Source organism: Streptomyces guryensis (assembly GCF_021261325.1).
Taxonomy (GTDB): Bacteria; Actinomycetota; Actinomycetes; order Streptomycetales; family Streptomycetaceae; genus Streptomyces; species Streptomyces guryensis.
This window is the reverse complement of record NZ_JAJSBI010000017.1, coordinates 113,607-139,259: the sequence shown is the minus strand read 5'-3', so window position 1 is coordinate 139,259 and position 25,653 is coordinate 113,607. Positions and strand designations below refer to the sequence as shown.

General features: G+C 71.3%; 25 protein-coding genes and 2 pseudogenes. 18 read left to right on the top strand and 9 right to left on the bottom strand.

From position 1 onward, the window contains the following. Nucleotides 1-84 precede the first annotated feature (84 nt). The 9 genes and pseudogenes from LJ657_RS29895 (at nucleotide 85) to LJ657_RS29855 (ending at nucleotide 9,393) form a co-directional block, all read left to right on the top strand. Entirely contained in the window at nucleotides 85-1,095 is a 1,011-nt protein-coding gene (locus LJ657_RS29895; RefSeq protein WP_232651950.1) for a zinc-binding alcohol dehydrogenase family protein, read from the top strand. A gap of 253 nt (nucleotides 1,096-1,348) precedes the next feature. Then, nucleotides 1,349-2,791: a family 2B encapsulin nanocompartment shell protein gene (locus LJ657_RS29890; RefSeq protein ID WP_232651949.1), complete on the top strand. Its 1,443-nt coding sequence runs from the start codon at nucleotides 1,349-1,351 to the stop codon at nucleotides 2,789-2,791. Nucleotides 2,792-2,805: 14 nt separating this feature from the next. Beyond that, nucleotides 2,806-3,855, top strand: a complete 1,050-nt coding sequence (locus tag LJ657_RS29885) for a family 2 encapsulin nanocompartment cargo protein terpene cyclase (RefSeq protein WP_232651948.1) — start codon at nucleotides 2,806-2,808, stop codon at nucleotides 3,853-3,855. 47 nt (nucleotides 3,856-3,902) lie between these two features. Further along, nucleotides 3,903-4,781 carry a geranyl diphosphate 2-C-methyltransferase gene (locus LJ657_RS29880; RefSeq protein WP_232651947.1) on the top strand — a complete coding sequence of 293 codons (879 nt, stop codon included), beginning with the start codon at nucleotides 3,903-3,905 and terminating at the stop codon, nucleotides 4,779-4,781. A 65-nt stretch (nucleotides 4,782-4,846) separates the two neighbouring features. Further along, nucleotides 4,847-5,041, top strand: a pseudogene (locus LJ657_RS48700) (response regulator); the annotation flags it as partial. A 204-nt stretch (nucleotides 5,042-5,245) separates the two neighbouring features. Beyond that, nucleotides 5,246-5,368, top strand: a pseudogene (locus tag LJ657_RS48695) (winged helix-turn-helix domain-containing protein); the annotation flags it as partial. Between the two features lie 64 nt (nucleotides 5,369-5,432). After that, nucleotides 5,433-5,663: a response regulator gene (locus LJ657_RS29865; protein ID WP_232651946.1), complete on the top strand. Its 231-nt coding sequence runs from the start codon at nucleotides 5,433-5,435 to the stop codon at nucleotides 5,661-5,663. A gap of 81 nt (nucleotides 5,664-5,744) precedes the next feature. Further along, the gene (locus LJ657_RS29860; RefSeq protein WP_232651945.1) at nucleotides 5,745-6,659 is read left to right on the top strand and encodes an SGNH/GDSL hydrolase family protein; all 915 of its coding nucleotides are present in this window, start codon (nucleotides 5,745-5,747) and stop codon (nucleotides 6,657-6,659) included. 202 nt (nucleotides 6,660-6,861) lie between these two features. Then, nucleotides 6,862-9,393 (top strand): beta-L-arabinofuranosidase domain-containing protein, encoded by a 2,532-nt coding sequence (locus LJ657_RS29855; RefSeq protein WP_232651944.1) that lies wholly within the window; start codon nucleotides 6,862-6,864, stop codon nucleotides 9,391-9,393. A gap of 72 nt (nucleotides 9,394-9,465) precedes the next feature. Here the strand turns inward: LJ657_RS29855 and LJ657_RS29850 are convergent, their stop codons facing one another. Further along, nucleotides 9,466-9,948 (bottom strand): VOC family protein, encoded by a 483-nt coding sequence (locus LJ657_RS29850; RefSeq protein WP_232651943.1) that lies wholly within the window; start codon nucleotides 9,946-9,948, stop codon nucleotides 9,466-9,468. Between the two features lie 122 nt (nucleotides 9,949-10,070). On the opposite strand from LJ657_RS29850, the gene LJ657_RS29845 reads away from it, so the two are divergent. From LJ657_RS29845 to LJ657_RS29835, 3 genes are all read left to right on the top strand, one after another. After that, nucleotides 10,071-11,276, top strand: a complete 1,206-nt coding sequence (locus LJ657_RS29845; protein ID WP_232651942.1) for an epoxide hydrolase family protein — start codon at nucleotides 10,071-10,073, stop codon at nucleotides 11,274-11,276. Nucleotides 11,277-11,384: 108 nt separating this feature from the next. Then, complete coding sequence (locus LJ657_RS29840; protein ID WP_232651941.1) at nucleotides 11,385-12,023, top strand: ClpP family protease; 639 nt, start codon at nucleotides 11,385-11,387, stop codon at nucleotides 12,021-12,023. 1 nt (nucleotide 12,024) lies between these two features. After that, complete coding sequence (locus LJ657_RS29835) at nucleotides 12,025-12,627, top strand: ClpP family protease (RefSeq protein ID WP_232651940.1); 603 nt, start codon at nucleotides 12,025-12,027, stop codon at nucleotides 12,625-12,627. A 23-nt stretch (nucleotides 12,628-12,650) separates the two neighbouring features. Here the strand turns inward: LJ657_RS29835 and LJ657_RS29830 are convergent, their stop codons facing one another. Continuing rightward, nucleotides 12,651-13,043, bottom strand: coding sequence for a helix-turn-helix domain-containing protein (locus tag LJ657_RS29830; protein WP_232651939.1), 393 nt, complete (start codon nucleotides 13,041-13,043; stop codon nucleotides 12,651-12,653). A gap of 185 nt (nucleotides 13,044-13,228) precedes the next feature. Between LJ657_RS29830 and LJ657_RS29825 the strand changes: the two genes are divergently transcribed. Next, nucleotides 13,229-14,116: an RNA polymerase sigma factor SigF gene (locus tag LJ657_RS29825; RefSeq protein ID WP_232651938.1), complete on the top strand. Its 888-nt coding sequence runs from the start codon at nucleotides 13,229-13,231 to the stop codon at nucleotides 14,114-14,116. 58 nt (nucleotides 14,117-14,174) lie between these two features. Here the strand turns inward: LJ657_RS29825 and LJ657_RS29820 are convergent, their stop codons facing one another. Together LJ657_RS29820 and LJ657_RS29815 are read right to left on the bottom strand one after the other, a co-directional pair. Continuing rightward, nucleotides 14,175-14,630, bottom strand: coding sequence for an ATP-binding protein (locus LJ657_RS29820; protein WP_232651937.1), 456 nt, complete (start codon nucleotides 14,628-14,630; stop codon nucleotides 14,175-14,177). Nucleotides 14,631-14,747: 117 nt separating this feature from the next. Continuing rightward, nucleotides 14,748-15,944 carry a DUF6777 domain-containing protein gene (locus tag LJ657_RS29815; RefSeq protein WP_232651936.1) on the bottom strand — a complete coding sequence of 399 codons (1,197 nt, stop codon included), beginning with the start codon at nucleotides 15,942-15,944 and terminating at the stop codon, nucleotides 14,748-14,750. A 161-nt stretch (nucleotides 15,945-16,105) separates the two neighbouring features. Between LJ657_RS29815 and LJ657_RS29810 the strand changes: the two genes are divergently transcribed. Together LJ657_RS29810 and LJ657_RS29805 are read left to right on the top strand one after the other, a co-directional pair. Then, nucleotides 16,106-17,383 (top strand): streptophobe family protein, encoded by a 1,278-nt coding sequence (locus tag LJ657_RS29810; RefSeq protein WP_232651935.1) that lies wholly within the window; start codon nucleotides 16,106-16,108, stop codon nucleotides 17,381-17,383. 53 nt (nucleotides 17,384-17,436) lie between these two features. Next, nucleotides 17,437-17,853, top strand: a complete 417-nt coding sequence (locus LJ657_RS29805) for a nuclear transport factor 2 family protein (protein WP_232651934.1) — start codon at nucleotides 17,437-17,439, stop codon at nucleotides 17,851-17,853. A 123-nt stretch (nucleotides 17,854-17,976) separates the two neighbouring features. On the opposite strand, the gene LJ657_RS29800 is transcribed toward LJ657_RS29805, so the two are convergent. Genes LJ657_RS29800 through LJ657_RS29785 form a run of 4 tightly spaced genes read right to left on the bottom strand, consistent with a single transcriptional unit; the run spans nucleotide 17,977 to nucleotide 22,313 of the window. After that, complete coding sequence (locus tag LJ657_RS29800; protein WP_232651933.1) at nucleotides 17,977-18,969, bottom strand: serine/threonine-protein kinase; 993 nt, start codon at nucleotides 18,967-18,969, stop codon at nucleotides 17,977-17,979. After that, entirely contained in the window at nucleotides 18,959-19,504 is a 546-nt protein-coding gene (locus LJ657_RS29795) for an SH3 domain-containing protein (protein ID WP_232651932.1), read from the bottom strand. The genes LJ657_RS29800 and LJ657_RS29795 overlap by 11 nt, the downstream gene beginning before the upstream one ends. Further along, nucleotides 19,504-21,843 (bottom strand): ABC transporter ATP-binding protein/permease, encoded by a 2,340-nt coding sequence (locus LJ657_RS29790; protein WP_232651931.1) that lies wholly within the window; start codon nucleotides 21,841-21,843, stop codon nucleotides 19,504-19,506. Before LJ657_RS29790 ends, LJ657_RS29795 begins: the two co-directional genes overlap by 1 nt. Nucleotides 21,844-21,902: 59 nt before the next feature. Next, the gene (locus tag LJ657_RS29785; protein ID WP_232651930.1) at nucleotides 21,903-22,313 is read right to left on the bottom strand and encodes a hypothetical protein; all 411 of its coding nucleotides are present in this window, start codon (nucleotides 22,311-22,313) and stop codon (nucleotides 21,903-21,905) included. A gap of 323 nt (nucleotides 22,314-22,636) precedes the next feature. Here LJ657_RS29785 and LJ657_RS29780 point away from each other — a divergent pair, with 323 nt between their 5' ends. Both LJ657_RS29780 and LJ657_RS29775 read left to right on the top strand, forming a co-directional pair. Continuing rightward, entirely contained in the window at nucleotides 22,637-23,020 is a 384-nt protein-coding gene (locus tag LJ657_RS29780) for a nuclear transport factor 2 family protein (protein WP_232651929.1), read from the top strand. A 70-nt stretch (nucleotides 23,021-23,090) separates the two neighbouring features. Further along, complete coding sequence (locus LJ657_RS29775) at nucleotides 23,091-23,378, top strand: DUF1905 domain-containing protein (protein ID WP_232651928.1); 288 nt, start codon at nucleotides 23,091-23,093, stop codon at nucleotides 23,376-23,378. Between the two features lie 233 nt (nucleotides 23,379-23,611). Here LJ657_RS29775 and mgrA read toward each other — a convergent pair whose 3' ends face one another. Further along, on the bottom strand, nucleotides 23,612-24,604 hold the full coding sequence (mgrA, locus tag LJ657_RS29770; RefSeq protein WP_232651927.1) for an L-glyceraldehyde 3-phosphate reductase: 993 nt from the start codon (nucleotides 24,602-24,604) through the stop codon (nucleotides 23,612-23,614). A gap of 138 nt (nucleotides 24,605-24,742) precedes the next feature. On the opposite strand from mgrA, the gene LJ657_RS29765 reads away from it, so the two are divergent. After that, the gene (locus LJ657_RS29765; protein ID WP_232651926.1) at nucleotides 24,743-25,636 is read left to right on the top strand and encodes a LysR family transcriptional regulator; all 894 of its coding nucleotides are present in this window, start codon (nucleotides 24,743-24,745) and stop codon (nucleotides 25,634-25,636) included. The last annotated feature ends 17 nt before the right edge of the window (nucleotides 25,637-25,653 follow it).

Here is a 25,653-nt window from a genome sequence, read left to right as displayed (position 1 = left end):
GCTTTGGTCCGTTTCAGACTGGACGGAGGGGGCCTCGGCACACTTTCGACACTGCGGACGGGGTGCGGAATGGCGGACGGGACGATGCGTGCATGGTCGGTGGTCAGGCCCGGACCGGTCGAGGAGGGGGGCCTGCGACTGGTCGAGAAACCGGTACCGGTGCCGGGCGACGACGAGCTCCTCGTGCAGGTGCGCGCGTGCGGGGTGTGCCGCACCGACCTGCATGTCACCGAGGGGGATCTGCCGCCGCACCGGGCCGGGGTGACGCCCGGGCACGAGGTCGTGGGCGTGGTGGCCGGGTCCGGGACGGAGGCCGCGGCCGCCGGTTTCGCCACCGGTGACCGGGTGGGGGTGGCGTGGCTGCGGCGCACGGACGGCACCTGCGCGTACTGCTCGCGCGGGGCGGAGAACCTGTGCCCGTCCTCGCGGTACACCGGCTGGGACGCGGACGGGGGTTACGCCGAGTACACGACCGTGCCTGCCGCGTTCGCCTACCACCTGCCGGAGGCCGTCGACGACGTGGCTCTCGCGCCGTTGCTGTGCGCCGGGATCATCGGCTACCGCGCGCTGCGGCGTGCGGCGCTGCCGCCGGGCGGACGGCTCGCCCTGTACGGGTTCGGGGGCAGCGCCCACCTGTGTGCGCAGGTGGCGCTGGCCGAGGGCGCCACCGTGCACGTCCTGACGCGCGGGGCGGCGGCGCGGCGACTCGCGCTCGGTCTGGGCGCCGTCTCCGCGCAGGACCCGTACGCCGTGCCTCCCGAGCCCCTGGACAGCGCGATCCTGTTCGCACCGGTCGGCGACCTGGTCCCGGTCGCACTCCGGGCGCTCGACCGCGGCGGCACCCTCTCGATTGCCGGCATCCACCTCAGCGACATACCGCCCCTGCGCTACGAGAGCGACCTGTTCTACGAGAAACAGATCCGCAGCGTCACCTCCAACACCCGTGAGGACGGCCGCGAGTTCCTGGCTCTCGCGGCCCGGCACGGCGTCCACGCCACCACCCACACCTACCCCCTGACACGGGCGGACGAGGCGCTGCAGGACCTCGGGGCCGGGCGCTTCGACGGGGCGGCTGTGCTGGTGAACGACCTGTAGGGCGGGTGCGGCGGCGGGGGCGCGCGGGGTCGGACGACCGGCGTGGGGGTGCGGAGGCGTCGGCGCACTGCCTCGTTCGCGAGGTTTGCGTTACCAGGCGGTGAAACCGCCCCCTTCGCGCCGTACCGGGGCATCCGCGGGGCTGTTTGCCTTGTACAGCGACGCCCGGCTGCCGTCCACCGCGGCGTCGCCTTCATCTCCGACCACTCCGCCCACTTCTGTACATCGCCGTGTACGTCCCCAGGGAGGGAATGTGTCCGCCCCCGAAAGCGCCTCCGGACCCGCCACCGACGAACCCGCCACCCGACCCGACGGCGAGGGGCAGCTGACCAGTCTCAGCACCCAGGCGGCGCGCCAGCTCGCCACGACGACCAAGTCCGAACCGCAGATGCAGGCCATCAGCTCGCGCTGGCTGCTGCGGGCCCTGCCGTGGGTGGACGTCAAGGGCGGCACCTACCGGGTCAACCGGCGCCTGCAGCTGCGGATCGGGCGCGGGCGGGTGCAGTTCGAGCAGAACGGCGCCGACGACATCAAGGTCATCCCCGAGACGCTCACCGAGCTGCCGGTGCTGCGGGGCTACTCCGACACCGACGTCCTGAAGGAGGTCGCCACCCGCTTCCGGGTCCGGGATGTGCGGGCGGGACAGGTGCTGTTCGAGGCCGGCCAACGCGTCACGGAGGCCTATCTCGTCGTGCACGGCAAGTTCACCCGCTACACCGCGGGCAAGTACGGCGAGGAGGAGATCACCGGGGTCGTCACCGACGGCGACCAGATGGGCGACGAGGCCATCGGGCAGTCCAACCCGCTGTGGCTGAGCTCGGTGCGGGCGGAGACGGCCGGCGTACTGCTGGTGCTGCCCTGGGACGTCGTCACGGAGATCACCGACCGGGTGCCGTCCCTCGCCGCCCATCTGGAGGCGTTCGCGGCGCGGCAGAAACTGCCCATGAACCGCAAGGGCGAGGCCGACGTCCCCGTGCAGGCCGGCCATGTCGGTGAGCCGACGCTGAACGGCGGCTTCGTGAACTACGACCTCGCCCCGCGCGAGTACGAGCTCTCGCTCACCCAGACCGTGCTACGGGTCCACACCAGGGTCGCCGACCTCTACAACAACCCGATGAACCAGACCGAGCAGCAGCTGCGCCTGACGGTCGAGGAGATCCGCGAGCGCCAGGAATGGGAGCTGGTCAACAACCGGGAGTTCGGACTGCTGCACAACGTGGACTACGGTCAGCGCGTCAGCACCTTCGCCGGGCCCCCGACCCCGGACGATATGGACGAACTGCTGTCCATGCGCCGCAAGACGAAGGTGTTCCTCGCCCATCCGAAGGCGATCGCGGCCTTCTTCCGGCAGTGCAACCGGCGCGGCCTGGTGCCGGGTACGGCGAGTGTCGAGGGGCACGAGATTCCCGCCTGGCGCGGGGTCCCGATCTTCCCCTGCAACAAGATCCCGATCAGCCGCGACCACACCAGCAGCATCATCGCGCTGCGCACCGGCGAGTCGGACCAGGGAGTGATCGGGCTCCACCAGACCGGCATCCCCGACGAGTTCCAGCCGGGCCTGAACGTGCGGTTCATGGGCATCGACACGGCCGCGATCATCCGCTACCTGGTGACCGCCTACTACTCGATGGCCATCCTGGTGCCGGACGCGGCCGGGATCCTGGAGAACGTCCAGATCGGCCGGACGGCCGACTGAGGGTGGAGTACGCAATGAGCACGCCCGCTTCCTCGTCCTCGCTGCCGGGGCCGCCCAATCTGGCCCGCACCGTGCGCACCCGGCGCGCCGGGGCGATCCCGGGGCTCAAATACCGGCAGGCCGCCCCAGCCGATCCGGCGAAGGTCGACGAGGTCGACCGCAGGCTGGAGGCCTGGGCCCACGGCCTCGACCTGTTCCCGAAGGCGTGGTCCGGGGACTTCTCGGGCTTCCAGTTCGGCCGGGCCGTGGTGCTCCAGCATCCGGCGGCGGCCGACCTGGAACGCCTCACCGCCGCCGGCAAGTTCCTGCTCGCGGAGAACCTCGTCGACAGCTGCTACTGCGAGGAGGACGAGGGCAGGGGCGGGGCCCGCCGCGGCCTCGGCGGCCGGCTGATCCTGGCCCAGTCGGCGCTCGACCCCTTCCACGGCACACCCGCGCTGCAGGAGCAGTGGGCGCACGGGGTGCAGGCGGACGGTCCGCTGCGCTCGTACCACTGGGCGATGAACGACTTCGCCGCCGTCGCCACCCCCAGCCAGAGCGACCGGTTCGTGCACGACATGGCACGGCTGCACCTCGGTTATCTCGCCGAGGCCGCGTGGGCGGAGATCCGGTACGTGCCGCAGGTATGGGAGTACCTGGTGATGCGGCAGTTCAACAACTTCCGCCCCTGTCTGTCGATCGTCGACGCCGTGGACGGCTACGAGCTGCCGGAGGCGGTCTACGCCCGCCCGGAGATCCAGCGCATCACCGCACTCGCCTGCAACGCCACCACCATCGTCAACGACCTCTACTCCTTCACCAAGGAGCTGGCGAGCGACCCCACCCACCTCAACCTGCCGCAGGTCGTCGCCGCGAACGAGCGGTGCGGGCTGAAGGCGGCCTATCTGAAGGCCGTCGAGATCCACAACCAGGTCATGACCGCGTTCGAGGACGAGTCCGCCGTCCTGTCCGCAACCTCGCCCCTCGTGGAGCGCTACGCGCGGGGCCTGTCCGACTGGGTGGCCGGCAACCACGAGTGGCACGCCACCAACACCCACCGCTACCACCTGCCCAACTACTGGTAACGCCCGCTGTGCTGACGCTCCGTCAGACGCATCACGAGGAGTCCTAGTTGACCATCGCCCCCCACGCCGACACCAAGGCGGCACCGGTGCCGACCCAGTCCACGTACCAGAACCGCGTCGCGGACTACTGGAACGCCGAGGAGAACCCGGTCAACCTCGAACTGGGCAAGATCGACGACCTCTATCACCACCACTACGGCGTCGGCGACGTCGACTGGAGCGTGCTCGACGAGCCTGACCGCGAGCTGCGGCGGGGACGGATCACCAACGAACTGCACCGCCTGGAACACGCCCAGGCGGAGCTCCTCGCCGGTCACCTCGGCCCGCTCTCCCCCGCCGACCGCGTCTTCGACGCCGGCTGCGGGCGCGGCGGCGGCAGTGTCGTGGCGCATCTGCGGTACGGCTGCCACGCGGACGGCGTGACGATCTCCGCCAAGCAGGCCGCGTTCGCGGGCGAGCAGGCCCGCAAGCGGGACATCGACAGCCACGTGCGCTACCACCACCGCAACATGCTCGACACCGGCTTCGCGACCGGCGCGTACGCGGCGTCGTGGAACAACGAGTCGACCATGTACGTCGAGCTGGAGCTGCTGTTCGCCGAGCACTCGCGGCTGCTGCGCCGCGGTGGGCGCTATGTGGTGGTCACCGGCTGCTACAACGACACCTACGGGCAGGCGTCCCGCGAGGTGTCCCAGATCAACGCCCACTACATCTGCGACATCCATCCGCGCTCGGAGTACTTCCGGGCGATGGCCCGCCACCGTCTCGTCCCCGTCCATGTCCAGGACCTCACGGCCGACGCCATCCCCTACTGGGAGCTGCGCAGGCAGGCCGACCACCTGGTCACGGGCATCGAGGACACGTTCCTGACCGCCTACAAGAACGGCAGCTTCCAGTATCTGCTGATCGTCGCCGACCGGGTGTGATCCCCGCTCTCGCGCCGTAGGCACTCCCGCGCGCCGGGGCGCGCGTGCCGGCACGGGCCTGTGCGATGAATGCGGCATCCCCGCATCGCACGAGCCCGTGCCGGAACCCCGAAGGCGGTGTCGATCTCGCCGTGCTCGATCTGGGGCTGCCGGACGGCAGCGGACTGGAGCTGCTGCGGGCGCTGCGGTCCACGAGCCGGCTGCCGGTCATCGTCGTGACGGGGCGTGGCGCGGAGGCCGACCGGGTGGCGGGCCCGGAGATCGGCGCGGACGACTACCTGGTCAAACCGTTCTCGAAGCGAGAGCTGGTGGCCCGCATCCACGCCGTACTGCACCGCTCGCAGCCGCCCGAGGTGCCGAGCGTGCTCCAGGCCGGCGCGCTGCGCATCTGCTCGGCCTCCCCCCAGGCGTCCCTCGACGGGGTCCTGCTGATGCTGCGCCCCAAGGAGTACGCAGTGCTGGAGATGCCGGCCGCCGCACCGGGCCGGGTGTTCTCCGCGGAACGGCTGCCGGAGCGGATCTGGGGCACGTCCTGGCAGCAGGCCGCGACCGTGGCGGAGCACGTGTACCGGCTGCGTGGCAAGCTCGCCGGCCGACCCGCACCGGCCCCGCGGATCACCACCGTCCGGGGCTACGGCTACCGCCTGACCCGTGAGTCACCGCTTCGGCCGCGGAGTCCTGGGTCTGCCCGACATCGACGGCTATGCGGTCGCACGTGCCCTACGGGCGCGGCCGGACGGCGGCAAGCTGTCCGGGTTCAGCCAGGGCACCGACCGTGCCCTGTCCCTGGCCGCCGGGTTCGACGGCCACCTCGCCGAACCGCTGCCGCTGACCGGCCTGTTGGACCTTCTCGGGCGACTGGAGCGGCCGGAGGGCGTCTGAACTCACTCCGGTGTCTTCCGCCTTCGGCCCGCCTGTGCTTGCCTGGGAGCCGTTTTCGGTTGCCGGGGCTGGAGTCGCCGTATGCGGAAGCCGTGGATCGTGGGGATGCTGCTGACCGGAGTACTGGTGCTGGGCGCGTGCGGCGACCCGTCGTCCGGCCCGGAGAAGGCCCCGCCCTCCCCCGCCGTGCCGGGAGCCTCCGCCTCGACGACCCATCAGCAGGCCCCGGCCTCCCCGGGCGCCCCCGCCGTGGCACCCCGCGTGCTGTACCTCGGGGACTCGCTCGCGATGGAGGCCCAGAACGTGCTCGGGCAGGAGCTGCGCCGGGACCTGAGGGCGAAGTACACGAGCGCCCCGTACTCGGGCACCACCTTGTGCGACTACCTGGAGGGCACCGGGGCGAAGTCCCTGGTGCCGGACGGGGACAAGGCGGCCGCGCTGGTCCGTGCGCAGCATCCGGACTATGTGGTCATGCAGTTCTGGGGCAACGCGTGGGGCTACACGTGGTGCATGGACGGGATCACCTACAACGCCTCGCCGCGGCAGTACTTCACCCGCTACGAGGCCGACCTGCGCCGGCTCACCGAACAGATCGCGGCGGCGGGCGGCAGCAGGCGTCCGCGCATCGTGTGGGTGCTGCAGGGGCCGGACCCGATCACGCCCGACCGGGTCCGGCGCGTGAACCGGATGTACGAGCGGCAGGCCGCTGCCTCGGGCGACCTCGTCGCCGACGCCGGCGCGACGGTGAGCCCCGCGGGGGCCCGCTACACCTGGTCCCAGTACCTGCCCTGCACCGCCTACGAGCACGAACACGGCGACTACTGCACCCAGCCGGGCCGCGACCGCACCGCCCTCCACCTCGACAAGGACTACCTGCACTTCTGCCTGGCGCCGACGACGTCCACGCCGAAGCCGTGCCCGGTGCGCTCCCCCGGCATCCTGCGGATCACCCGCGAGATCACGCGGGTGATCGGGGAACGCGTTCGCACGCGGTGATCCGGTTGAGGTGACAGCGAGCACGGTGGGGTCCGAGCCCACCATGCAACTCATGTCCCATTAAGTGCTGTTGACATCACACAGCAGCCGCTTAGCGTGTTCACCGCACAGCATGTCGCACAACATTCGGTATTTCGAACCGCAATGGGGCGGGGGAGGGACACCGCCGCCCCGACGCCTCGACATGCAAAGGACAACGGTGATGACCCCACCCCTCGGCAGACGCCAGTTCCTCGCGGCCACCGGCACCGCCTCGGCGGCCCTCGCCCTCGTCGGCACCGGGACCGCACACGCCGGCACCGCAGCCGCCCGGGCCGCTGCCACCGTCGTGCGGCCCTTCCCGCTCACCGCGGTGACCCTGCTGGACAGTCCGTTCCGGGACAACCAGCGCCGCAACTCGGCCTATCTGCGCTTCGTCGACCTCGACCGGCTGCTGCACACCTTCCGTACCAACGTCGGCCTGTCCAGCGGCGCCCAGCCCTGCGGCGGCTGGGAGGGGCCGAGCGTGGAGCTGCGCGGCCACTCCACCGGACATCTGCTCTCCGGGCTCGCCCTCGCCTACGCGGGCACCGGTGAGACGGCCCTGCGCGACAAGGGCCGCACGCTCGTCGCGGAGCTCGCCAAGTGCCAGGCCGCCTCGCCCGCCGCCGGGTTCGGCGAGGGGTATCTGTCCGCCTTCCCGGAGAGCTTCTTCGACCGGCTGGAGGCCGGGACCGGCGTATGGGCGCCGTACTACACGATCCACAAGATCATGGCCGGGCTGGTCGAGCAGTACCGGCTGGCCGGGAACCACCAGGCACTCGACGTGGTGCTCCAGCAGGCGCGGTGGGTCGACGCGCGCACCGCGAAGCTGTCGTACGAGCAGATGCAGCAGGTGCTGGAGACCGAGTTCGGCGGAATGAACGACGTGCTCGCCGATCTGCACGCCCTCACCGGGGACAGCAGATGGCTCGACGTCGCCGAGCGCTTCACCCATGCCCGGGTCTTCGACCCGCTGGCGCGGAACGAGGACCGGCTCGCCGGTCTGCACGCCAACACGCAGATCCCGAAGATGGTCGGCGCGCTGCGGCTGTGGGAGGAGGGCCGGCCCGACCGCTACCGCACCATCGCCGCGAACTTCTGGCAGATCGTCACCGACCACCACTCCTACGTCATCGGCGGCAACAGCAACGGCGAGGCCTTCCACGAACCGGACGTCGTCGCCGGGCAGTTGTCCGACAGCACCTGCGAGAACTGCAACAGCTACAACATGCTGAAGCTGACCCGGCTGCTGCACTTCCACGCACCGGACCGCACCGACCTGCTCGACCACTACGAACGCACCCTGTTCAACCAGATGCTGGGCGAGCAGGACCCGGACTCCGCGCACGGCTTCAACATCTACTACACCGGCCTCGCCCCGGGCTCGTTCAAGCGCCAGCCGTCCTTCATGGGCACCGACCCGAACGCCTACTCCAGCGACTACGACAACTTCTCCTGCGACCACGGCACGGGCATGGAGACGCACGCCAAGTTCGCCGACACGATCTACACGCACGACGACCGGGGTCTGCTGGTCAACCTGTTCATCCCGTCGCAGGTCGTCTGGCGCGAGCAGGGCATCACCTGGCGGCAGACCACCGGCTTCCCGGACGGCTCCGCCACCACTCTGACCGTGACCGCCGGGCAGGCCACACACCGGTTGCAGATCCGCATCCCGTCCTGGGCCTCCGGCGCCCGCGCCACCCTCAACGGCCGTGCGCTGCCCGACCGCCCGAAGCCCGGCACCTGGCTCACCCTGGAGCGCGCCTGGCGCACCGGCGACAAGGTCGAGGTGTCCCTGCCGATGCGTACGACCGTCGAGGCGACCCCCGATGATCCCGATGTGCAGGCGGTGCTGCACGGCCCGGTGGTCCTGGCGGGAGCGTACGGCGACCGGGCGAACGCCTCGCTGCCCCGCCTGGACGTCGGCTCCGTGCAGCAGGCGTCCTCGAACCCGCTGCGCTTCACCGCCCGCGCCGACGGCGAGGCGGTGACCCTGCTGCCGATCGCCCGCGTGCACCACCAGCACTACTCGGTGTACTGGCTCACCGGCGAACCCCCGCCCCCTCCCCCGGCGTTCGCCGCCTGGCACCGCTTCGACGAGACCTCCGGCACCACCGCGGCCGACGCGACCGGCAACGGCAAGGTGGCCCAACTGGCGGGCGGGGCCTCATGGCTGGCATCCGGGCGGATCGGCGGTGCCGTGTCCCTGGACGGTACGGACGGCCATGTCGCCCTCGCCGACGACCTGTTGGCGGGCGCCTCCGCGTACTCCCTGGCCACCTGGGTGCGGCTGGACGGGACACCGGGCGCCTGGAGCAGGATCTTCGACATCGGCACCGGCGTGACCGCCAACCTGTTCCTCACCCCGCTCAGCGGCGACGGCACCCTGCGGTATGCCATCACCGCCGGCGGGGCGGGCGGGGAGCAGCGCATCGACGCCTACCCGCTGCCCGCCGGCCGGTGGGTGCACGTGGCGGTGACGTATGGCGCGGGGACGGCCGTCCTGTACGTCGACGGCGCGGTGGCGGGCCGGAACACGGGTGTCACCGTGGAGCCGCGCCAGTTCGGCAACCACGTCCGCGCCGGGTACGTCGGCAGGTCGCAGTACGCCGACCCGTACCTGAAGGGCGCGGTCGACGACTTCCGGGTGTACGGCAGGACGCTGAGCGCCGCCGAGGTGGCGGCGCTGGCGCAGGCCTCCGTCGGGTAGCGGACGAGGGGCTGGGGCCGGTCCGCCCTCTTCCCCGTGGAGGGCGGACCGGCCGTCACACCAGAACGACCGTCACTCGCCCGCGTAGGCCTTCTCCAGGGCGGCGATGTCGAACTTGCTCATCGCCATGAACGCCTTGGTCGTGCGGGCCGCCTTCTCCTGGTCCGCGTCGCTGATCATGTCGATGAGCCGATCGGGCACCACCTGCCAGGACAGGCCGTACCTGTCCTTGAGCCAGCCGCAGGGGCCGGGCTCGCCGCCGCCCTCGGTCAGCCTGGTCCAGTAGTAGTCGATCTCCTCCTGGTCCTTGCAGAAGATCTGGAAGGAGACCGACTCGTTGAACGTGAACTGCGGGCCGCCGTTCAGCGCGACGAACTTCTGGCCGTTGGCCGTGAACTCCACCGCCAGGACCGAGCCGGCGGGGCCCGCGCCTCCCTCGACATTGCGGCCGACCCGGCCGACGCTGGAGTTCTTGAAGATCGACACGTAGTAGTGCGCGGCCTCCTCCGCCTGGCCGTCGAACCAGAGACACGTGGTGAATCCGTCGGTGGTCATGGGTACCTCCCAGGGCTGGAACGCGGTCACCTGTGTCGACCGATCCTCGCCCCGGAACTCATCGGTCGGGCGGCCGGTTAATCCAGATGGCCGCTACACCGTTCGGAACTAGCATCGCGGTCATGACGACTCCGTCCGCCGACAGCGGCCTACGTCCCTTCCGCATCGACATCCCGCAGCGCGACCTCGACGACCTCCACGACCGTCTCGACCGCACCCGGTGGCCCGACGAGTTGCCCGGGGTGGGCTGGGCGTACGGCGTGCCCTCGGACTACCTGCGCGAGCTGGTCGGGTACTGGCGGCACGACTACGACTGGCGGGCGGCCGAGGCTCGGCTGAACGAGTGGCCGCAGTTCACGACCGAGATCGACGGAGCGCAGGTGCACTTCGCGCACATCCGCTCCCCCGAGCCCGACGCCACTGCGCTGATCGTCACGCACGGCTGGCCGGGGTCGATCGTCGAGTTCCTGGACGTCGTGGGTCCGCTGACGGACCCGGCCGCGCACGGCGGCGACCGAGCCGACGCCTTCCACGTGGTGCTACCGAGCATTCCGGGCTTCGGGTTCTCCGGACCCACCCGGGAGACCGGCTGGGAGGCGCGTCGGATCGCCGACGCGTGGGTGGAGCTCATGTCGCGCCTGGGCTACGAACGGTTCGGCGTCCAGGGCGGTGACTGGGGCGCGGCCGTCTCCCGCGAACTGGGCCGCGTCCACCCCGGCCGGGCCATCGGCATCCACCTCAACCTGCTGCCCGGCGCGCAGGCGGCCACCGAGCCGACTGCGGAGGAACTGGAGGCGCTGAGCCCCGAGGAGCGGGAGCGGACGCTCACCTCGTGGCGCCGGTGGGCCGAGTGGTTCCGCGACGGGACGGGCTACTTCCATGTGCAGTCCACCCGGCCGCAGACCCTGTCGTACGCGCTGACGGACTCGCCGGTCGGCCAACTCGCCTGGATCGTGGAGAAGTTCCGGGAGTGGACGGAATCCGAGGAGCTGCCCGAGGAGGCCGTCGACCGGGACCTGATGCTCACGAACGTGATGCTGTACTGGCTGACGGGCACGGCGGGTTCGTCCGCCCGGGTCTACTACGAGCGCGCCCACGCCGGGGGCGAGCGGATCGCCGCCCCGCACGAGCCCTCCACCGCGCCCACCGCGGTGGCGGTCTTCCCCGGCGATCCGCAGATCCCCCTGCGCCACAAGGCGGAGCGTACGGAGAACATCGTGCGCTGGACGGAACTCGACCGGGGCGGGCACTTCGCCGCGATGGAGGAGCCTGACCTGCTGGTCAAGGACGTGCGGGCGTTCTTCCGGCAGCTGCGCGAGAGGGGCTGAGCGCGGGCTCTGCCCGTGGCGAATCTGCCACGGGCAGAGAAACCGCATGCGGGGCCCGGGCGGAGCCAAGAGTGGAGTCGACGGCATCACCACTCGACAGGAGAGACCATGACTCCCCTCACCACGCTCGCACCCCGCGCCGAGGAGGGCGACACCCCGCCCAGCCGGCTCGACGACCATCTCGCGGCCCAACTGCTGGGCCAGCGCATCGTGTTCCTCGGCACCCAGGTCGACGAGGTCTCCGCGAACCGGGTCTGCGCGCAACTGCTCCTGCTGTCCGCGGAGGACCCGCGCACCGACATCAGCCTGTACATCAACAGTCCGGGCGGCTCCGTGCACGCGGGCCTCGCGATCTACGACACGATGCGGCTGATCCCGAACGACGTCTCGACGCTCGCCATGGGCTTCGCGGCGAGCATGGGACAGTTCCTGCTCTGCGGCGGCACACCCGGCAAGCGGTACGCCCTGCCGAACGCGCGGATCATGATGCACCAGGGGTCGGCGGGCATCGGCGGCACCACCGCCGACATCGAGATCCAGGCGGAGAACCTGGAGCACACCAAGCAGACCATGGAACGTCTCATCGCAGAGAACACCGGCCAGACCCCCGAGACGATCGCCCGGGACGGCGACCGGGACCGCTGGTTCACGGCCGAGGAGGCCAGGGAGTACGGCATGGTGGACCGCGTCCTGGAGTCCCTCGCGGACGTCCGCCCGGCCGCCTCGAAGCGACGGATGGGGCTGTGACATGGGGAACTACACGATTCCGTACGTCGTCGAGCGGACCGCGCACGGCGAGCGGTCCTCCGACGTGTTCAGCCGGCTGCTCTCGGAGCGGATCATCTTCCTCGGCACGGAGATCGACGACGGCGTCGCCAACGTCGTCATCGCGCAACTCCTCCATCTGGAGTCGTCGGCGCCGGAGAGCGAGATCGCGGTCTACATCAATTCGCCCGGCGGCTCGTTCACCTCGCTGATGGCGATCTACGACACGATGACCTTCGTGCAGGCGCCGATCTCGACGGTCTGCGTCGGCCAGGCGGCCTCCACGGCGGCCGTCCTGCTGGCCGCCGGGGACCCGGGGCGGCGGATCGTGCTGGAGCACGCGCGGGTGCTGCTCGGTCAGCCCGCCGCCGGGGGCAGCCGGGGCATGATCTCCGACCTCGCGCTCCAGGCCAAGGAGATGGTGCGGATCCGCTCCCAGGTCGAGGAGGTGCTGGCCCGGCACACCGGGCACGACATCGCGACGCTGCGCGCGGACATGGACCGCGACAAGGTGTTCACCGCCGAGGAGGCGGTGGCGTACGGGCTGGCCGACGAGGTCCTGAGCCGGCGCCCCGCCCTGGTCTGAGGCGCCGGCCCGCAAGCCGTCCGTCAGGCGGCCAGGCAGAGTCCGTCGTACGGCGAAGTGGACGTCCGGCGGCTCCTGGCGGGCTGTCGGCTGCCGGTCCGGGTGAGCTCTCCGTGAGCCCGCGACAGCAGGTCGCCGAGGCCGAGTCCCAGGGCGTGGGCGGCGGCCGCGAGGACTTCGGAGGAGGCCTCCTTGCGGCCGCGCTCCACCTCGGAGAGATACGGCATGGAGATCCGGGCCGTGTCGGCCACGTCCTTGAGGGTGCGCTCCTGGGCGAGGCGCTCGCGCCGCAGGACGTCACCGACGAGGTCACGCCACAGGGGTTCTCTGGAGGGCGGAGGCGAGGCGGCGGGCCGCTCGCCCCCCGGGCGGCGCAGCGGAATGACATCGGCTTCGTTCGGCGCTTGGCTGCTCACCGCTTCAGACTAGATTCCCTCACCTCGATGGGAAGACACCGGCGTTCCGCCCTGGGTGGAATCACCGAGGGCCAGTCCCGTCCAAGCCGCGGGCATGTCCCGGCGCGGAGTGGGTACCCGCAACCAGAAGAGCACGACGCAGACAGCAGACAGACGTCGAACCGTGACTTCGTGGGAGAGGGAAAATGGACACCGCCGTGGAACGGTCGGAGGCTGAGGTCGTCGAGAGGACCGCCGGGACCAGCACGGGTGATGGACCACTGCCGGGGATCGCGGAGCCGCGCAGCGTGGCTCCGCGAGACGCACGGGAGCTTTCCCGTCAGTTTTTCCAGCGCCTCTCGGAGCTCGAGGAGGGCACGCGCGAATTCCAGTACGCGCGCAACACACTGATCGAGATGAACATCTCGCTGGTCCGGTTCGCGGCCGGGCGCTTCCGCGGTCGTGGCGACGACATGGAGGACATCGTCCAGACCGGAATGATCGGCCTGATCAAGGCGATCGACCGGTTCGAACTGTCCCGTGAGGTCGAGTTCACCTCCTTCGCCCTGCCCTACATCGTCGGCGAGATCAAGCGTTTCTTCCGTGACACCACCTGGGCGGTACATGTGCCGCGCCGACTGCAGGAGCTGCGGGTGGAGCTGGCCAAGGCACGCGAGGAGCTCGCCAGCCGGCTGGACCGGGAGCCGACGGTTCCCGAGCTCGCCACCCTGATGAACATCCCCGAGAACGAGGTGATCGAGGCGCAGATAGCGTCCAACGGCTACAACTCCTCGTCGCTGGACGCCGCGCTCACCGGCGAGGGGCCGGAGGGCGGCGAGGCGGTGCTCGCCGACTTCATCGGGGTGGAGGAGGACGGGCTGCGGCTCGTCGAGGACTTCCAGTCGCTGGCCCCGCTGATGGCGGAACTCGGTGAGCGCGACCGGCAGATCATCCACATGCGGTTCGTGGAGGAGGCCACCCAGGCCGAGATCGGCGAACGGCTCGGCTGCTCGCAGATGCATGTGTCCCGCCTGATCAAGCGGATCATCGCGCGGCTGCGCGAGGGAATGCTGGGCGAACTCGGCTGCGCGTGAGGAGCAGCCGGTCGCATCCGTGACCGCCGCGGTCGCCTGCAACAGGCGACCGCGGCGGTCACGCGCTGGTCAGGCCCACCACGGCGGACACCCGCTTGCCGACCGGCACCCGCTCCACGGTGACCCGCGTCGCCAGGACGTGGACGATCTCCAGGCCGTGCCGGCCGACGCGCTCGGGGTCCCGTGGGAAGCGGCGCGGCAGGGCCGCGCTGCTGTCGTAGACGCACACCGTCACCGAGGCGTCCGTACCCTCCAGCTCAAGGATGTAGGGCCCGTTGCTGTGCCGGTCCGCGTTGGTGACCAGTTCGCTCACGACCAGCAGCACCTCTTCCTGGGCGCGCTCGTCGATCCTGGCGCACCACTCGGTGCGGAGCCGGCCCACGAAGTGCGCGGCGAAGGACCGTGCCTCGGCGATGCATCCCGGTTCGCCGGTGTAGTGCGCCGCCCGCCGTAGCGGTTCCACGGGCACGTCGAAACCAGTCGGTATCACTGCCCCGCCCACGTGCTCGATCATGCATTTCTCTCTCGGAAGCCGGCCTGGCCGGACGCTGCTGCATCAGTGCTGTTACCCCGAGCCGCGCCCGGCAGTCCCCGTCCGGGCCGATGTGTCCGCTTCCACGCGGAACGCCGGTCATGTGGTGGTCGACTCGGCAGCACTGTACGGGGCGGCGCCCCCGCCCGGCGCCCCGGTCGTCGTGTCCGACGCGGATGAGGGCTCGGAGGCCGAGGACCCGGATGGCTGCGGCTCGGTGGTCCCGGGCTCGGTGGAGGGCGATTCGGAGCTCGGTGACGGGGAGGAGGGGGTGATCGACGCCGGCGGGCAGGTGGTCGATGTGCCGGCGCCGGGCGAGGAGGCGCACGGGGACGACGGCGACGAGGGTGCCGTGGGCGTGGACACGCTCGCCGACGGAGAGGGCTTGACCGGCGGTCGGGTCCGGTGGTCGTGGTGGCCGGTGTCGCCCCGGTGCCGGGAGATCCATTCGTCGTGGGCGGGATCGTAGATGACGAAGATGTTGATGATCTGCGGCGCGGGGGTGACCACGACGACGTTCGAGGAGCTGTACGACGCCCAGGTGTCACCGGTGGGCTTCGGGGTGGTCTGCAGGGCGACGGGCGGCGTCAGCGGGTTGCCGCAGGCGCAGCGCACGCGGGGCACGCCATGGCCGTCGACGAGGACGGAGGTGCCGGCTTGGAGGACGGCCTGGTAGCTGGTGGCGGCGCCGTCGCGGTAGCCGTGGTTGGTGACGCGGGTGTCCATGCGCAGCTGTACGGGGGTGAGAGCGCGGAGGTAGGTGGGAACCCCGGAGGGGCCGACGCCGGCGACGGAGGCGAACGCCGTGTTCTTCGACGGAGCCGCTCGGAGCGCCTTGATCTGCTGCTCCACGTCGCAGCTGGAGACGTTGCGGGTGCCGCCGTACAGTCCGGGCGCCCCTCCGTCGACGGCCCGTACCGCGTTCGCCGGCGCCGATTCGGTGGCCGGTGCGGCGGAGACGGGCGGCGCGGAGCTGTCCTTCGCCGTCGACTGTGTGAACGGCTCGGGGCCGGTCTTGCCCGCCGCTTGCAGGAAGACCTCGCCGCCCTTGCCCGAGCCGCCGTCGGACCGGCTGAAGACGACGGCCAGGACCACCGCGGCGACCACCACGGTGGTGAGCACGGCGACCCGGGGTGCGGACTTCCACCAGGGGCGGCGGGGCGGCTGAGAGGGTGTGCCACCGCCGCTGCCGCCCGGTGGCTGCGAGGGCGGGCCCGAGGGCGGCTGGGAGGGCCCCGAGAGCGGGCCGGAAGGGGGGCCTGTGGGACGTCCGGAGGACGGCGGTTCGAGGCTCACGAGCTCTTCTTCCCGATGCGGTTTCCTGCGGTCTGCCCCGAGTTGTGCCGCTTTCTTACCTGCCGCAACCATTGTGTGCTCCGGTGCGGTGCCGCCCGCAAGCCGACGCGGACGGCCCTCCCGGCGGGCGGGGTGCGCGGGCGCTGCTTAGCGTGGCGAGAGTGAGCCCGCGAACCCCCTCCGACCTGACCGTCGCCCGTCACGGCTGGGTGCCGGCCCTGGTCGCGGTGCTGGCCGCGCTGCTCGTCATGGGGGTGGTCGCCGGTCTGGGGTTGTGGGCGGCCGGGGCGGCGGACCTCCCGGACGGGGCGTTCCCCCGGGTGGTCGCGGCGACGGTGGTGACGGCCGTCGGCGGCACGATCGAGCTGTCGGGGGACGCGGGGGCACTGGCCGAGTCCACCGCCGGGATGACCGTGATCCCGCTGTCGGTGACGCTGGCCGGGGCGCTCGTCCTCGCGGCGGGTTTCCTGCGCCCGTTGCGGCTCAGGGCGGTGGCCGGCGCCCCGGAGCTGGCCGGGTGGGCCGCCCGGGTTGCCGTGCTGTGGCTGCTCGCGCTGTTCGGCCTGGCCCTGGGTGCCCGCCAGACCTTCGCGGTCGACCTGGGCAACGGGACGCTCGGCGACATCGGCGACCTGTTCGGCGTCGCGCCGAAGGTCGGCTTCGAGGCGGACGTGCCGCTGACGCTGTTCTTCGGGGTGCTGTGGCTGGCGGGGGTACTGGTGATGGCCCTGCTGGTCTCGCGCGGGGCGCCGCTGCCGGGACGGTTGCTGCGCTTCCAGGAGTCGGTGCGGCCGGCCGCGTACGCGATGGTCGTGCTGCTGCTCGCGTTCGTCGTCCTGGGCGTCGTGGTCGCCCTGGTCGTCGCGGTGAACCGCGGCCACTCGGCGGAGACCCTGGCGGTGATCCTGCTGGGCCTGCCGAACCTGGTGTGGCTGGCGCTCACGCTCGGTCTCGGTGCCACCTGGACGGGGCGGGTGCAGGGGCCGTTCGGGCTGCCCATGCCGCATGTGCTCGACGAGGTGCTGCGCACGAAGCAGGTTTCCACGCTCAACCTCCGCACGCTCGCCGAGTACGACGGACGGGTGTGGTGGCTGGTGGCCGTCGACGCGGTGCTGCTGTCGGCCGCCGCGTTCGTCATGGCCGCCCGCTCGCCGGCCCGGATGCGGGCCTGGCAGCACGCCGTGCACATGGCCGTCGCCCTCGCGCTGACGGTGCTCGTGATCTGCCTGGTGGGCCGGATCGACGCGCACTACGGGCTGTCGTTGCTCGGCGTCGGAGACGTGGGCGGTGCCCTGTCCGGGGACCTGTTCCTGAAGCCGAAGGTGTGGACCGCGCTGGGTTTCGCCGTGCTGTGGGGGCTGGTGACCGGCTTCCTGGGCGCGCTGCTGGCGAGGCCGGTGCGGCGCCGGGGAGAGACCGAAAAGGAGTGGGCGGCATGATGCCCTCCGTGGCAGTGTGCGACCCGTCGAGGTGCCGAGGGGGAGGGAACGCCATGGCGTTGGCGCTCGAAGACCGTCTGGCCGTCACCGAGTTGATCGCCCTGCACGGTCATCTGGTCGACGGCGGGGAACTGGACCGCTGTGACGAGGTGTTCACCTCCGACGTCCTCTACGACCTGTCGGACTTCGGCCAGGGCGAGGTCACCGGTCTCGCTGCCGTCAAGGAGGCCGCCCTCGCGCTGGGCGCGAAGAACGCGGTGGCGCACCACGTGACCAACGTCGTGATCGAGGGGGTGGCCGACGGCAGGGTCCGCGCCCGGTCCAAGGGGCTGGGGATCATGGCGGACGGTTCGTGCGGGTCGGTGACGTACGAGGACGTCGTGGTGCGGGTCGACGCGGGCTGGCGCATCTGCAGGCGCAGGGTCGTGGCGCGCCGTGTACCACTGGGCGGGCTCGGCCAAGAGCCCTGAGCCGGTCCAGCGAAGTCGCATGCGGTTCGGCAGCACCCCCGAAGGGGCGCGGGGAACTGTGCGACCGGCCACGACGATGTCGCAGACAGAAGACGGCACATCACCGCACATCCCGCAGAGCACTCAGCTCAGGCCCCGGAAGACGGGCTCGGCCCACCGCGGTGGGGGCTCCGCCCGGTCCCGCTTCGCGCGTGGGGCCCGCAGGTCCACCTCCGTCGGCGGATGGTCGATCCCCGGCGCGCCGGTCATGGCGCTGCGCAGTGCGGCGACGAACGCCAGGCAGGAGTCGTGGCGGTCGTCCGGGCTCTTGGCCAGGGCCTCGGCGAACACGGCGCCGACGGCCGGCGGGAGGTCGGGGCGGAACTCCGTCAGCGGGGGCGGCTGGTCGTACTGGTGGGCCCACAGCAGGGCCATGTCGTCGTCGCGCCGGAAGGGCGGGCGGCTCGCCAGGCACTCGAACACGACGCAGGCGAACCCGTAGACGTCGCAGCGCCCGTCGACGGGCCGGCCGGAGATCTGCTCCGGGGCCACGTAGTCGAGGGTGCCGACGAACTGGCCGACGGTCGTGAAACCGGTCAGGGACAGCGACTTCTTCGTCAGGCCGAAGTCGGTGAGGTAGGCGTGCTCGGGGTGGTCGCTGTCGGTGCCGCGGGCGACCAGGATGTTGCCGGGCTTCACGTCGCGGTGGACCAGGCCGTGCTCGTGGGCGGCGTCCAGTGCGGAGGCGACCTGCGCGGCGATGCGCAGTGCGGCCGAGGGCGCGAGCGGGCCCCGCCGGTCGAGGAGGTGACGCAGGTCGCTGCCTTCGACGTAGCGCATGGCGATGTACAGGACGCCGTCCGTCTCGCCCGCCTCGTAGACCGGCACGATGTGCGGGTGGTCGATCGCGGCGGCGGCCCGGGACTCGTGGGTGAAGCGGAGCCGGAAGGTGTCGTTGCGGGCGAGTTCGGGGGCGAGCAGCTTGAGCGCGACCGTGCGGTCCAGGCGCAGGTCGCGGGCGCGGTAGACGACGGCCATTCCGCCGCGGCCGATCTCGCGTTCGATGCGGTAGCCGGCGACCTGCCTGCCGATCAGTTCGGAGGGCCGGCCCGAGAAGAGGCCCGTGTCACGGACCATCGGGGGTCACGACCTGGGTGGGCGCGTGGCCGGGGCCTGCCGGTGCGACGCGGGGGCCGTCGTCGGTGGCGTACGTGCTCAGGCCCTTCCCGTCGCCGTACACCCACCGTCCCTGCTCGGTGTCGTACAGCCACACGGACTCGCCGTCGACGACGACCCCGATGCGCAGCCCCTGCGTACGGCCGCGGAAGGACTCGCCGTCGAGGCCGCCGCGGGCCAGTTCCTCGACCGCGGTGCGGTAGCGGGCCAGGGTCTGTTCGGTGCGGGCGAGCAGGGGGCGCGGGTCGGCGGTGCGGGCCTGGGGGCCGCCGGTGGCGGGCGGGTCCTGGGGTACGGCGACCAGGAAGCGGCCGTCGACCCAGGCGGACCAGCCGTTGGCGCACAGCACCTGCCCCCAGTCGCCGCGCCGCTCGACGAGCTGGACCGGCAGCAGCGGATCGAGGGGCACGGTGGGACGGGCCGGATCGGGCTGCTCCCAGGCGGGCATGCCCTGCTGCGGGACGACGTGGGTGGGCCGGAAGCCGGGGGTCGCCATCACGACTTCCGCATCACGGCGGGTTCGTGCCGGCGCAGCAGCCGGGAGACGGCGAAGCAGAAGACCGCCGAGAGCACCACCAGCATGGCGATGTTCAGCAGCCACACCCCGGCCGAGTGCCTGAACAGCGGATCGCCGGTCAGGTCGCCGGGCACGATCCGCGCCAGGCCGACGGTGCCGGCCATCGCGCCGAGCGCCCAGCGGGAGGGCACAAGCCAGGACAGCTGCTCCAGGCCCGGCACTCCGTGGAGCTTCAGCAGGGCGCCGCAGAAGACGACCTGGACGATGGCGAGCAGCACCAGCAGCGGCATCGTCACCTCCTCCTTGCGCACCAGCGCCGACACCAGCAGGCCGAGCGTCATCGCCGTGAACGCCAGCAGGGCGACGGCGACGGTGATTTCGACAAGGGGCGGCATCAACACGCCTTCGCCGCCGGGCGCGTTGAGGTCGACTCCCAGGAGGGCCACGAGGGTGAGCACCACGGCCTGCAGCACGGTGATCGTGCCCAGGACGACGACCTTCGACATCAGGTACGCCGATCTGGACAGGCCCACGGCCCGCTCGCGCTGGTAGATGGTGCGTTCCTTGACGAGTTCGCGCACGGCGTTCGCCGCGCCGGTGAGGACTCCGCCGACACACAGGATGAGGAGCGCGTTCATCGCGGTCTCCTGAGTGAGCTTGCTGCCGGCCAGGGCGCGGGCCATGGCGCCCATCACGAACGGCAGGGCGATCATGATGGCGAGGAAGGTGCGGTCGGCGCCGAGCGCGGAGGTGTAGCGGCGCACCAGCGTGCCGAGCTGGGCGCCCCGGCTGCGGGGCCGGGCGGGCGGGGTGATCACGACCGGGCCCGAGCGGGGTACGCGGGGCTGGGCGCTCGCTTCGGTGACGTAGTGCCGGTGGAACGGCGAGAAGCGGTAGTCGCCGGCCCAGTCGCGGTCGTCGTGTTCGAAGGCCTCGAAGGCCTCCGGCCACTGCTCGAAGCCGAAGAAGGCCAGGGCGTCCTCGGGCTGGCCGTAGTAGGCGATGCGGCCGCCGGGCGCGAGCACCAGGAGCCGGTCGCACACGTCGAGGCTCAGCACGCTGTGGGTGACGACGATGACGGTGCGGCCGTCGTCGGCGAGTCCGCGCAGCATGTGCATCACCGAGCGGTCCATGCCGGGGTCCAGGCCGGAGGTCGGCTCGTCGAGGAAGAGCAGCGACGGCTTGGTCAGCAGCTCCAGGGCCACGCTGACCCTTTTGCGCTGTCCGCCGGACAGGCTGTGCACGGGCTGGCCCGCGCGCTGCTCGAGGCCGAGTTCGCGGATGACCTCGTCGACCCGGGCCCGGCGCTCGGCCTTGGCGGTGTCCTGCGGGAAGCGCAGCTCGGCGGCGTAGGACAGGGCGCTGCGGACGGTCAGCTGGGCGTGCAGGATGTCGTCCTGCGGGACGAGGCCGATGCGCTGGCGCAGCTCGGCGTAGTCGCGGTAGAGGTCGCGCCCGTCGTAGAGCACGGTGCCGTGGTCGGCGGGCCGCTGCCCGGTGAGGGCGTTCAGGAGCGTGGACTTGCCGGCGCCGCTCGGGCCGACGACCGCGAGCAGGCACTTCTCCCCCACCGGGAACGACACGTGGTCGAGCAGGGTCTTGCGGCCGCGGTCGACGGCGACGGTGAGGTCCTGCACGTCGAGGGAGACCTCGCCGGTGTCGACGTACTCCTGCAGCTGGTCGCCGACGAGGCAGAACGCGGAGTGGCCGATACCGACGATGTCGCCCGCTCCGATCGGGGCCACGGTGACGGGCGAGCCGTTGAGGAACGTGTGGTTGTGGCTGCCCAGGTCGGCGATCTCGTAGCTGCCGTCGGGCAGGGCGCGCAGTTCGGCGTGGAACCGGGAGACCACGAGGTCGTCGATGACCAGGTCGTTGTCGGCGGCGCGGCCGATGCGGACGCTGCGGGCGGGCAGCGGCCGTACGGTGGTGGGCCGCCGGAAGGTGCCGGTCAGGGCGGGCATCGACACCACGGAGGGGCGCTCGGGGACCGGTGCCGGAGGGCTGACGAGGACGGCGCACGGCCCGTCGGACGGGTTGCCGAAGCGGATGACGCTGCCGGGGCCCACACCCCGCTCGTGGATGCGGCGGCCGTCGGCGAAGGTTCCGTTGGTGCTGTTCTCGTCCTCGATGGTCCAGCGGCCGGCCTCGGGGCGCAGCACCGCGTGGTGCCACGAGACCCGTGCGTCGTCGATGACGATGTCGCTCAACGGGTCGCGTCCGACGTGGTAGTCGCGGCCCGGACTCATCACCGTGGAACCCGCCTCGGTCTCCAGGACGAGTTCGGGCGCAGCCGGCGCGACAGGCCGCTCTGCCATGACGAGAATTCTACCGATTCGTCCACATGTGCGCCCGGCGTGGCGCTCACCGCCACAGCTCAGCCGACGGGCAGGACGAGCGCCGGGACGGTCCGCTGCATGCGCAGTGCGTCGACGGACTCGGCCAGCAGCTCGTACTCGGTGGTCTCGTCTCTCGTCGCGATCCGCACCAGGTGCCCCGCCGCCAACTCGTCGGCGACCAGCTCCTGTTGGGCGACGTTGCGGCACCATGAGCGCAGTACGGCCGGTACGTCGGGCACGGTGTCGGCGACGGGGACGAGCGAGCTCGGCGGGAAGTGCTCCGCCTCGGGTTGAGGGTCGAGACGGTCGGCGATCCAGTTCGCGCGGTCGCGCAGCCACCACAGGGCGAGGGCGAGAGTGGGAGCCCTGTAAGTACCTAAAGGCACACCGATACGCTCGCCTCCGCAGGTCCCGTAAGCCGTGACGTGGCATAAGAACTCGTCGTGCACGTTCGCTCCCCCGCTGCTCGCTCGCCTTTCGGCCGGCCTCGCTTTCGGTGCGGCTCATGTGCTGTCCGTGATGGCGTCTTCGCTCGCCGTGAAGTCCCTTGACTGTTGAGTATGTTCACTACTGAAACACTGTCACCACGACTTTCCGGCCAGTCTCCTGGCATATTCACAGGGGTAGTTGGCCGAAATCCTTCGAGTGCCGCCATTACCCGAGGGGTAATCGACGGTCGCTCATGCACCGGGCATGGTTGCCGTACCGGGTCGCCACAACCGCGAATCCGGGCCTGACCAGCAGCTACTACCTCGATGGAGGCTGATTTCCCATGTCCGTGAACACCGACCGTCACGAGAACGCCGTCGCGCGATACTTCGAGGCCTGGAACGCCGGCGAGCCGGAGGCGCTGGCGAAGGCGGTCGCCGCCGCCTGGGCCACGGACGGCACGTACACCGACCCGCTCGCCGATGTCAGCGGCCACGACGGGATCGCGGCCCTGATCACCGCGGCGCACGGGCAGTTCCCGGGGTTCGCCTTCCGGCTGACCGGCGCGGTGGACGGCCATCACGACACGGCGCGTTTCTCCTGGGAGCTGGTGAGCGAGACCGACGGCTCGGCGCCCGTGGCCGGCTTCGACGTGATCACGCTGGCCCCCGACGGCCGCATCCGCTCGGTACTCGGCTTCCTGGACCGGGTGCCCGCCGGGGCCTGAGCTGTGCGATGAGTTTCCGCGCTCGCGGCGGTCCGTTGAGTAGGTGACCACCGCGAGCGGAGGAACGATCATGACCACGACCACCGAACTGGACGAGGAGTTCACCGCCGTCCTGCGCAAGAGCCCGAGTGACGGCGGCTGGACCTTTCTCGTCTGGCCGAAGAGCGTCGAGTTCTTCGGTACCCGCGGGCTCGTCAAGGTCCGCGGAACGATCGACGGGCACCCCTTCCGCAGCTCGTTCATGGCCTTGGGCGACGGCACGCACAAACTGCCGGTGAAGGCCGACATCCGCAGGGCCATCGGCAAGGGCGAGGGCGACAGGGTGACCGTGCACCTGGAGGAGCGGCTGAACTCCTGACGGCCTCCCGGGCGCGACGCCGACCGTGCGGCTGAAGGCGTTGCTGGAGGCGCGGGCCGCCGGCTCATGCGCCGGCTCAGCAAGGTATGTCACGGGCGCCCCGGGGCGCCGTGCATCAGGTGCCGCAGCCGACGCCTTGTGCCGGGCCACGGCGCGGAGAGCACGTCGGCCCGGTCGTACGGCAGCGGGCCGACGCCCCGGAGGCGGCGGCCCGCCTCCGGGGGGCCAGGAGCCTACGCCTGGAGGATCGCGTCGATGCGGGCCAGTTCCTCGGCATCGAAGTCCAGGTTGCGGGTGGCCGCGACGCTGTCCTCGATCTGCTGCGCGCTGCTCGCACCGACCAGGGCGGAGGTCACCCGGCCCCCGCGCAGCACCCAGGCCAGGGCCAGCTGGGCCAGGGTCTGACCGCGGCCCTTGGCGATCTCGTCGAGTGCGCGCAGCTTCCCGACCAGTTCCTCGGTGATCGCGTCCGACTTCAGGAAGGGGCTGTCGCTCGCCGCCCGAGAGTCCTCCGGGATGCCGTCGAGGTAGCGGGAGGAGAGCAGGCCCTGCTCCAGCGGGGAGAAGACGATGGAGCCGACCTGGAGCTCGTCGAGGGCGTCCAGGAGGCCCTCCTCCTCGGGCCGGCGGTCCAGCATCGAGTAGCGCGGCTGGTGGATCAGCAGCGGAGTGCCCAGCTCACCGAGGATGCGGGCGGCCTCGCGGGTCTGGTCCGCGCCGTAGTTGGAAATGCCGACGTACAGCGCCTTGCCCTGCTGGACCGCCGAGTGCAGGGCGCCCATCGTCTCCTCCAGGGGAGTCTCCGGGTCGGGGCGGTGCGAGTAGAAGATGTCGACGTGGTCCAGGCCCATCCGATCAAGGCTCTGGTCGAGCGAGGACAGCAGGTACTTGCGGGAGCCCCACTCGCCGTACGGGCCCGGCCACATCAGGTAGCCGGCCTTGGTGGAGATGACCAGTTCGTCGCGGTACCGGGCGAAATCCGCCTTCAGGAACTCACCGAGCGCGGACTCGGCCGCGCCGGGGGGCGGGCCGTAGTTGTTGGCCAGGTCGAAGTGGGTGACGCCGAGGTCGAAGGCGCGGCGCAGGATGGCCCGCTGGGTCTCGACGGAACGGTCGGGACCGAAGTTGTGCCACAGACCGAGCGAGATCGCGGGAAGCTTCAGGCCGCTGCGTCCGGTGCGCCGGTAGGGCAGGTCCGCGTAACGGTCGGGGTGTGCGGTGTACAACGCGACTCCAGAGGGGTTGGCACACGATGTTCGGATTCCCGGAACTTCAGGGAAGCCGGCACCCCATATCTTTCGCGACCTGCGGGCAGTGGTCCAACAGGAGAATGCGATGGGATTGAGCGGATAGGCTTCTCAATTATGGAACTGCGCCATCTCCAGCACTTTGTCGCGGTCGCCGAGGACCAACACTTCACCCGGGCGGCGGAACGGCTGATGGTGTCCCAGTCGGGGCTGTCGGCCTCGGTCCGGGCGCTGGAGCGGGAGTTGCAGACCCCGCTGTTCGTGCGGACGACCCGCCGGGTCACGCTCACGGAGGCGGGGCGGGCGCTGCTCGGCGAGGCGGAGCGGATCCTGGCGCAGGTGCGGTCCGCCCACGAGGCGGTCGCCGCCGTGCAGGGCGTGCTGCGCGGGACGCTCGCGCTGGGCACCGAGCAGTGCATCGCGGGGGTGCATGTGGCGGGGCTGCTCGCCGCGTTCCGGCGGCGCCACCCCGATGTGGAGATACGGCTGCGGCAGGCGGGCTCGGGCGCGCTGGCGGAGGAGGTGGCGGCCGGGCGCCTGGACCTGGCGTTCGCCTACCGGACGCAGGCGGACACCGATCAGCTGCGTTCGGTGTCGTTGACCGGTGAGCCGATGACGGTGCTGTGCCACCCGACCCACCGCCTGGCGACGGGCGGCGCGGCGGTCACGCCGGAGGAGCTCGGCGGGGAGGTGTTCGTCGACTTCCACCCCGACTGGGGGCCGCGCCGCACCACCGACACGGCCTTCGCCGCGGCAGGCGTACGGCGCACCGTGGCGCTGGAGGTGAACGACGTGCACAGCCTGCTGGACCTGGTGGACGAGAACCTCGGCATCGCGGTCGTGCCCCGGCACTTCCGGCACAAACGGGAGGCGCTCACCGCCCTGCCGGTGAAGGGCACCGGCGACGCGGTCTACGAGACGGTGGCGCTGCTGCCGCCGCCGCAGGCGACCAGTCCGGCGGCCCGGGCCCTGATGGCGCTTCTGGAACATGGCACGCAGCACGGGACGTGATGGGCGATGGTGGATGC

Coding starts and splice junctions, on each gene's coding strand:
- LJ657_RS29855 (WP_232651944.1), top strand. CDS start 6,862: ATGACCCCACCCCTCGGCAGACGCCAGTTCCTCGCGGCCACCGGCACC.
- LJ657_RS29790 (WP_232651931.1), bottom strand. CDS start 21,843: ATGGCAGAGCGGCCTGTCGCGCCGGCTGCGCCCGAACTCGTCCTGGAG.
- LJ657_RS29825 (WP_232651938.1), top strand. CDS start 13,229: ATGGACACCGCCGTGGAACGGTCGGAGGCTGAGGTCGTCGAGAGGACC.
- LJ657_RS29835 (WP_232651940.1), top strand. CDS start 12,025: ATGGGGAACTACACGATTCCGTACGTCGTCGAGCGGACCGCGCACGGC.
- LJ657_RS29775 (WP_232651928.1), top strand. CDS start 23,091: ATGACCACGACCACCGAACTGGACGAGGAGTTCACCGCCGTCCTGCGC.
- LJ657_RS29895 (WP_232651950.1), top strand. CDS start 85: ATGCGTGCATGGTCGGTGGTCAGGCCCGGACCGGTCGAGGAGGGGGGC.
- LJ657_RS29840 (WP_232651941.1), top strand. CDS start 11,385: ATGACTCCCCTCACCACGCTCGCACCCCGCGCCGAGGAGGGCGACACC.
- LJ657_RS29800 (WP_232651933.1), bottom strand. CDS start 18,969: ATGGTCCGTGACACGGGCCTCTTCTCGGGCCGGCCCTCCGAACTGATC.
- LJ657_RS29845 (WP_232651942.1), top strand. CDS start 10,071: ATGACGACTCCGTCCGCCGACAGCGGCCTACGTCCCTTCCGCATCGAC.
- LJ657_RS29885 (WP_232651948.1), top strand. CDS start 2,806: ATGAGCACGCCCGCTTCCTCGTCCTCGCTGCCGGGGCCGCCCAATCTG.
- LJ657_RS29780 (WP_232651929.1), top strand. CDS start 22,637: ATGTCCGTGAACACCGACCGTCACGAGAACGCCGTCGCGCGATACTTC.
- LJ657_RS29765 (WP_232651926.1), top strand. CDS start 24,743: ATGGAACTGCGCCATCTCCAGCACTTTGTCGCGGTCGCCGAGGACCAA.
- LJ657_RS29860 (WP_232651945.1), top strand. CDS start 5,745: ATGCGGAAGCCGTGGATCGTGGGGATGCTGCTGACCGGAGTACTGGTG.
- LJ657_RS29820 (WP_232651937.1), bottom strand. CDS start 14,630: ATGATCGAGCACGTGGGCGGGGCAGTGATACCGACTGGTTTCGACGTG.
- LJ657_RS29805 (WP_232651934.1), top strand. CDS start 17,437: ATGGCGTTGGCGCTCGAAGACCGTCTGGCCGTCACCGAGTTGATCGCC.
- LJ657_RS29850 (WP_232651943.1), bottom strand. CDS start 9,948: ATGACCACCGACGGATTCACCACGTGTCTCTGGTTCGACGGCCAGGCG.
- LJ657_RS29795 (WP_232651932.1), bottom strand. CDS start 19,504: ATGGCGACCCCCGGCTTCCGGCCCACCCACGTCGTCCCGCAGCAGGGC.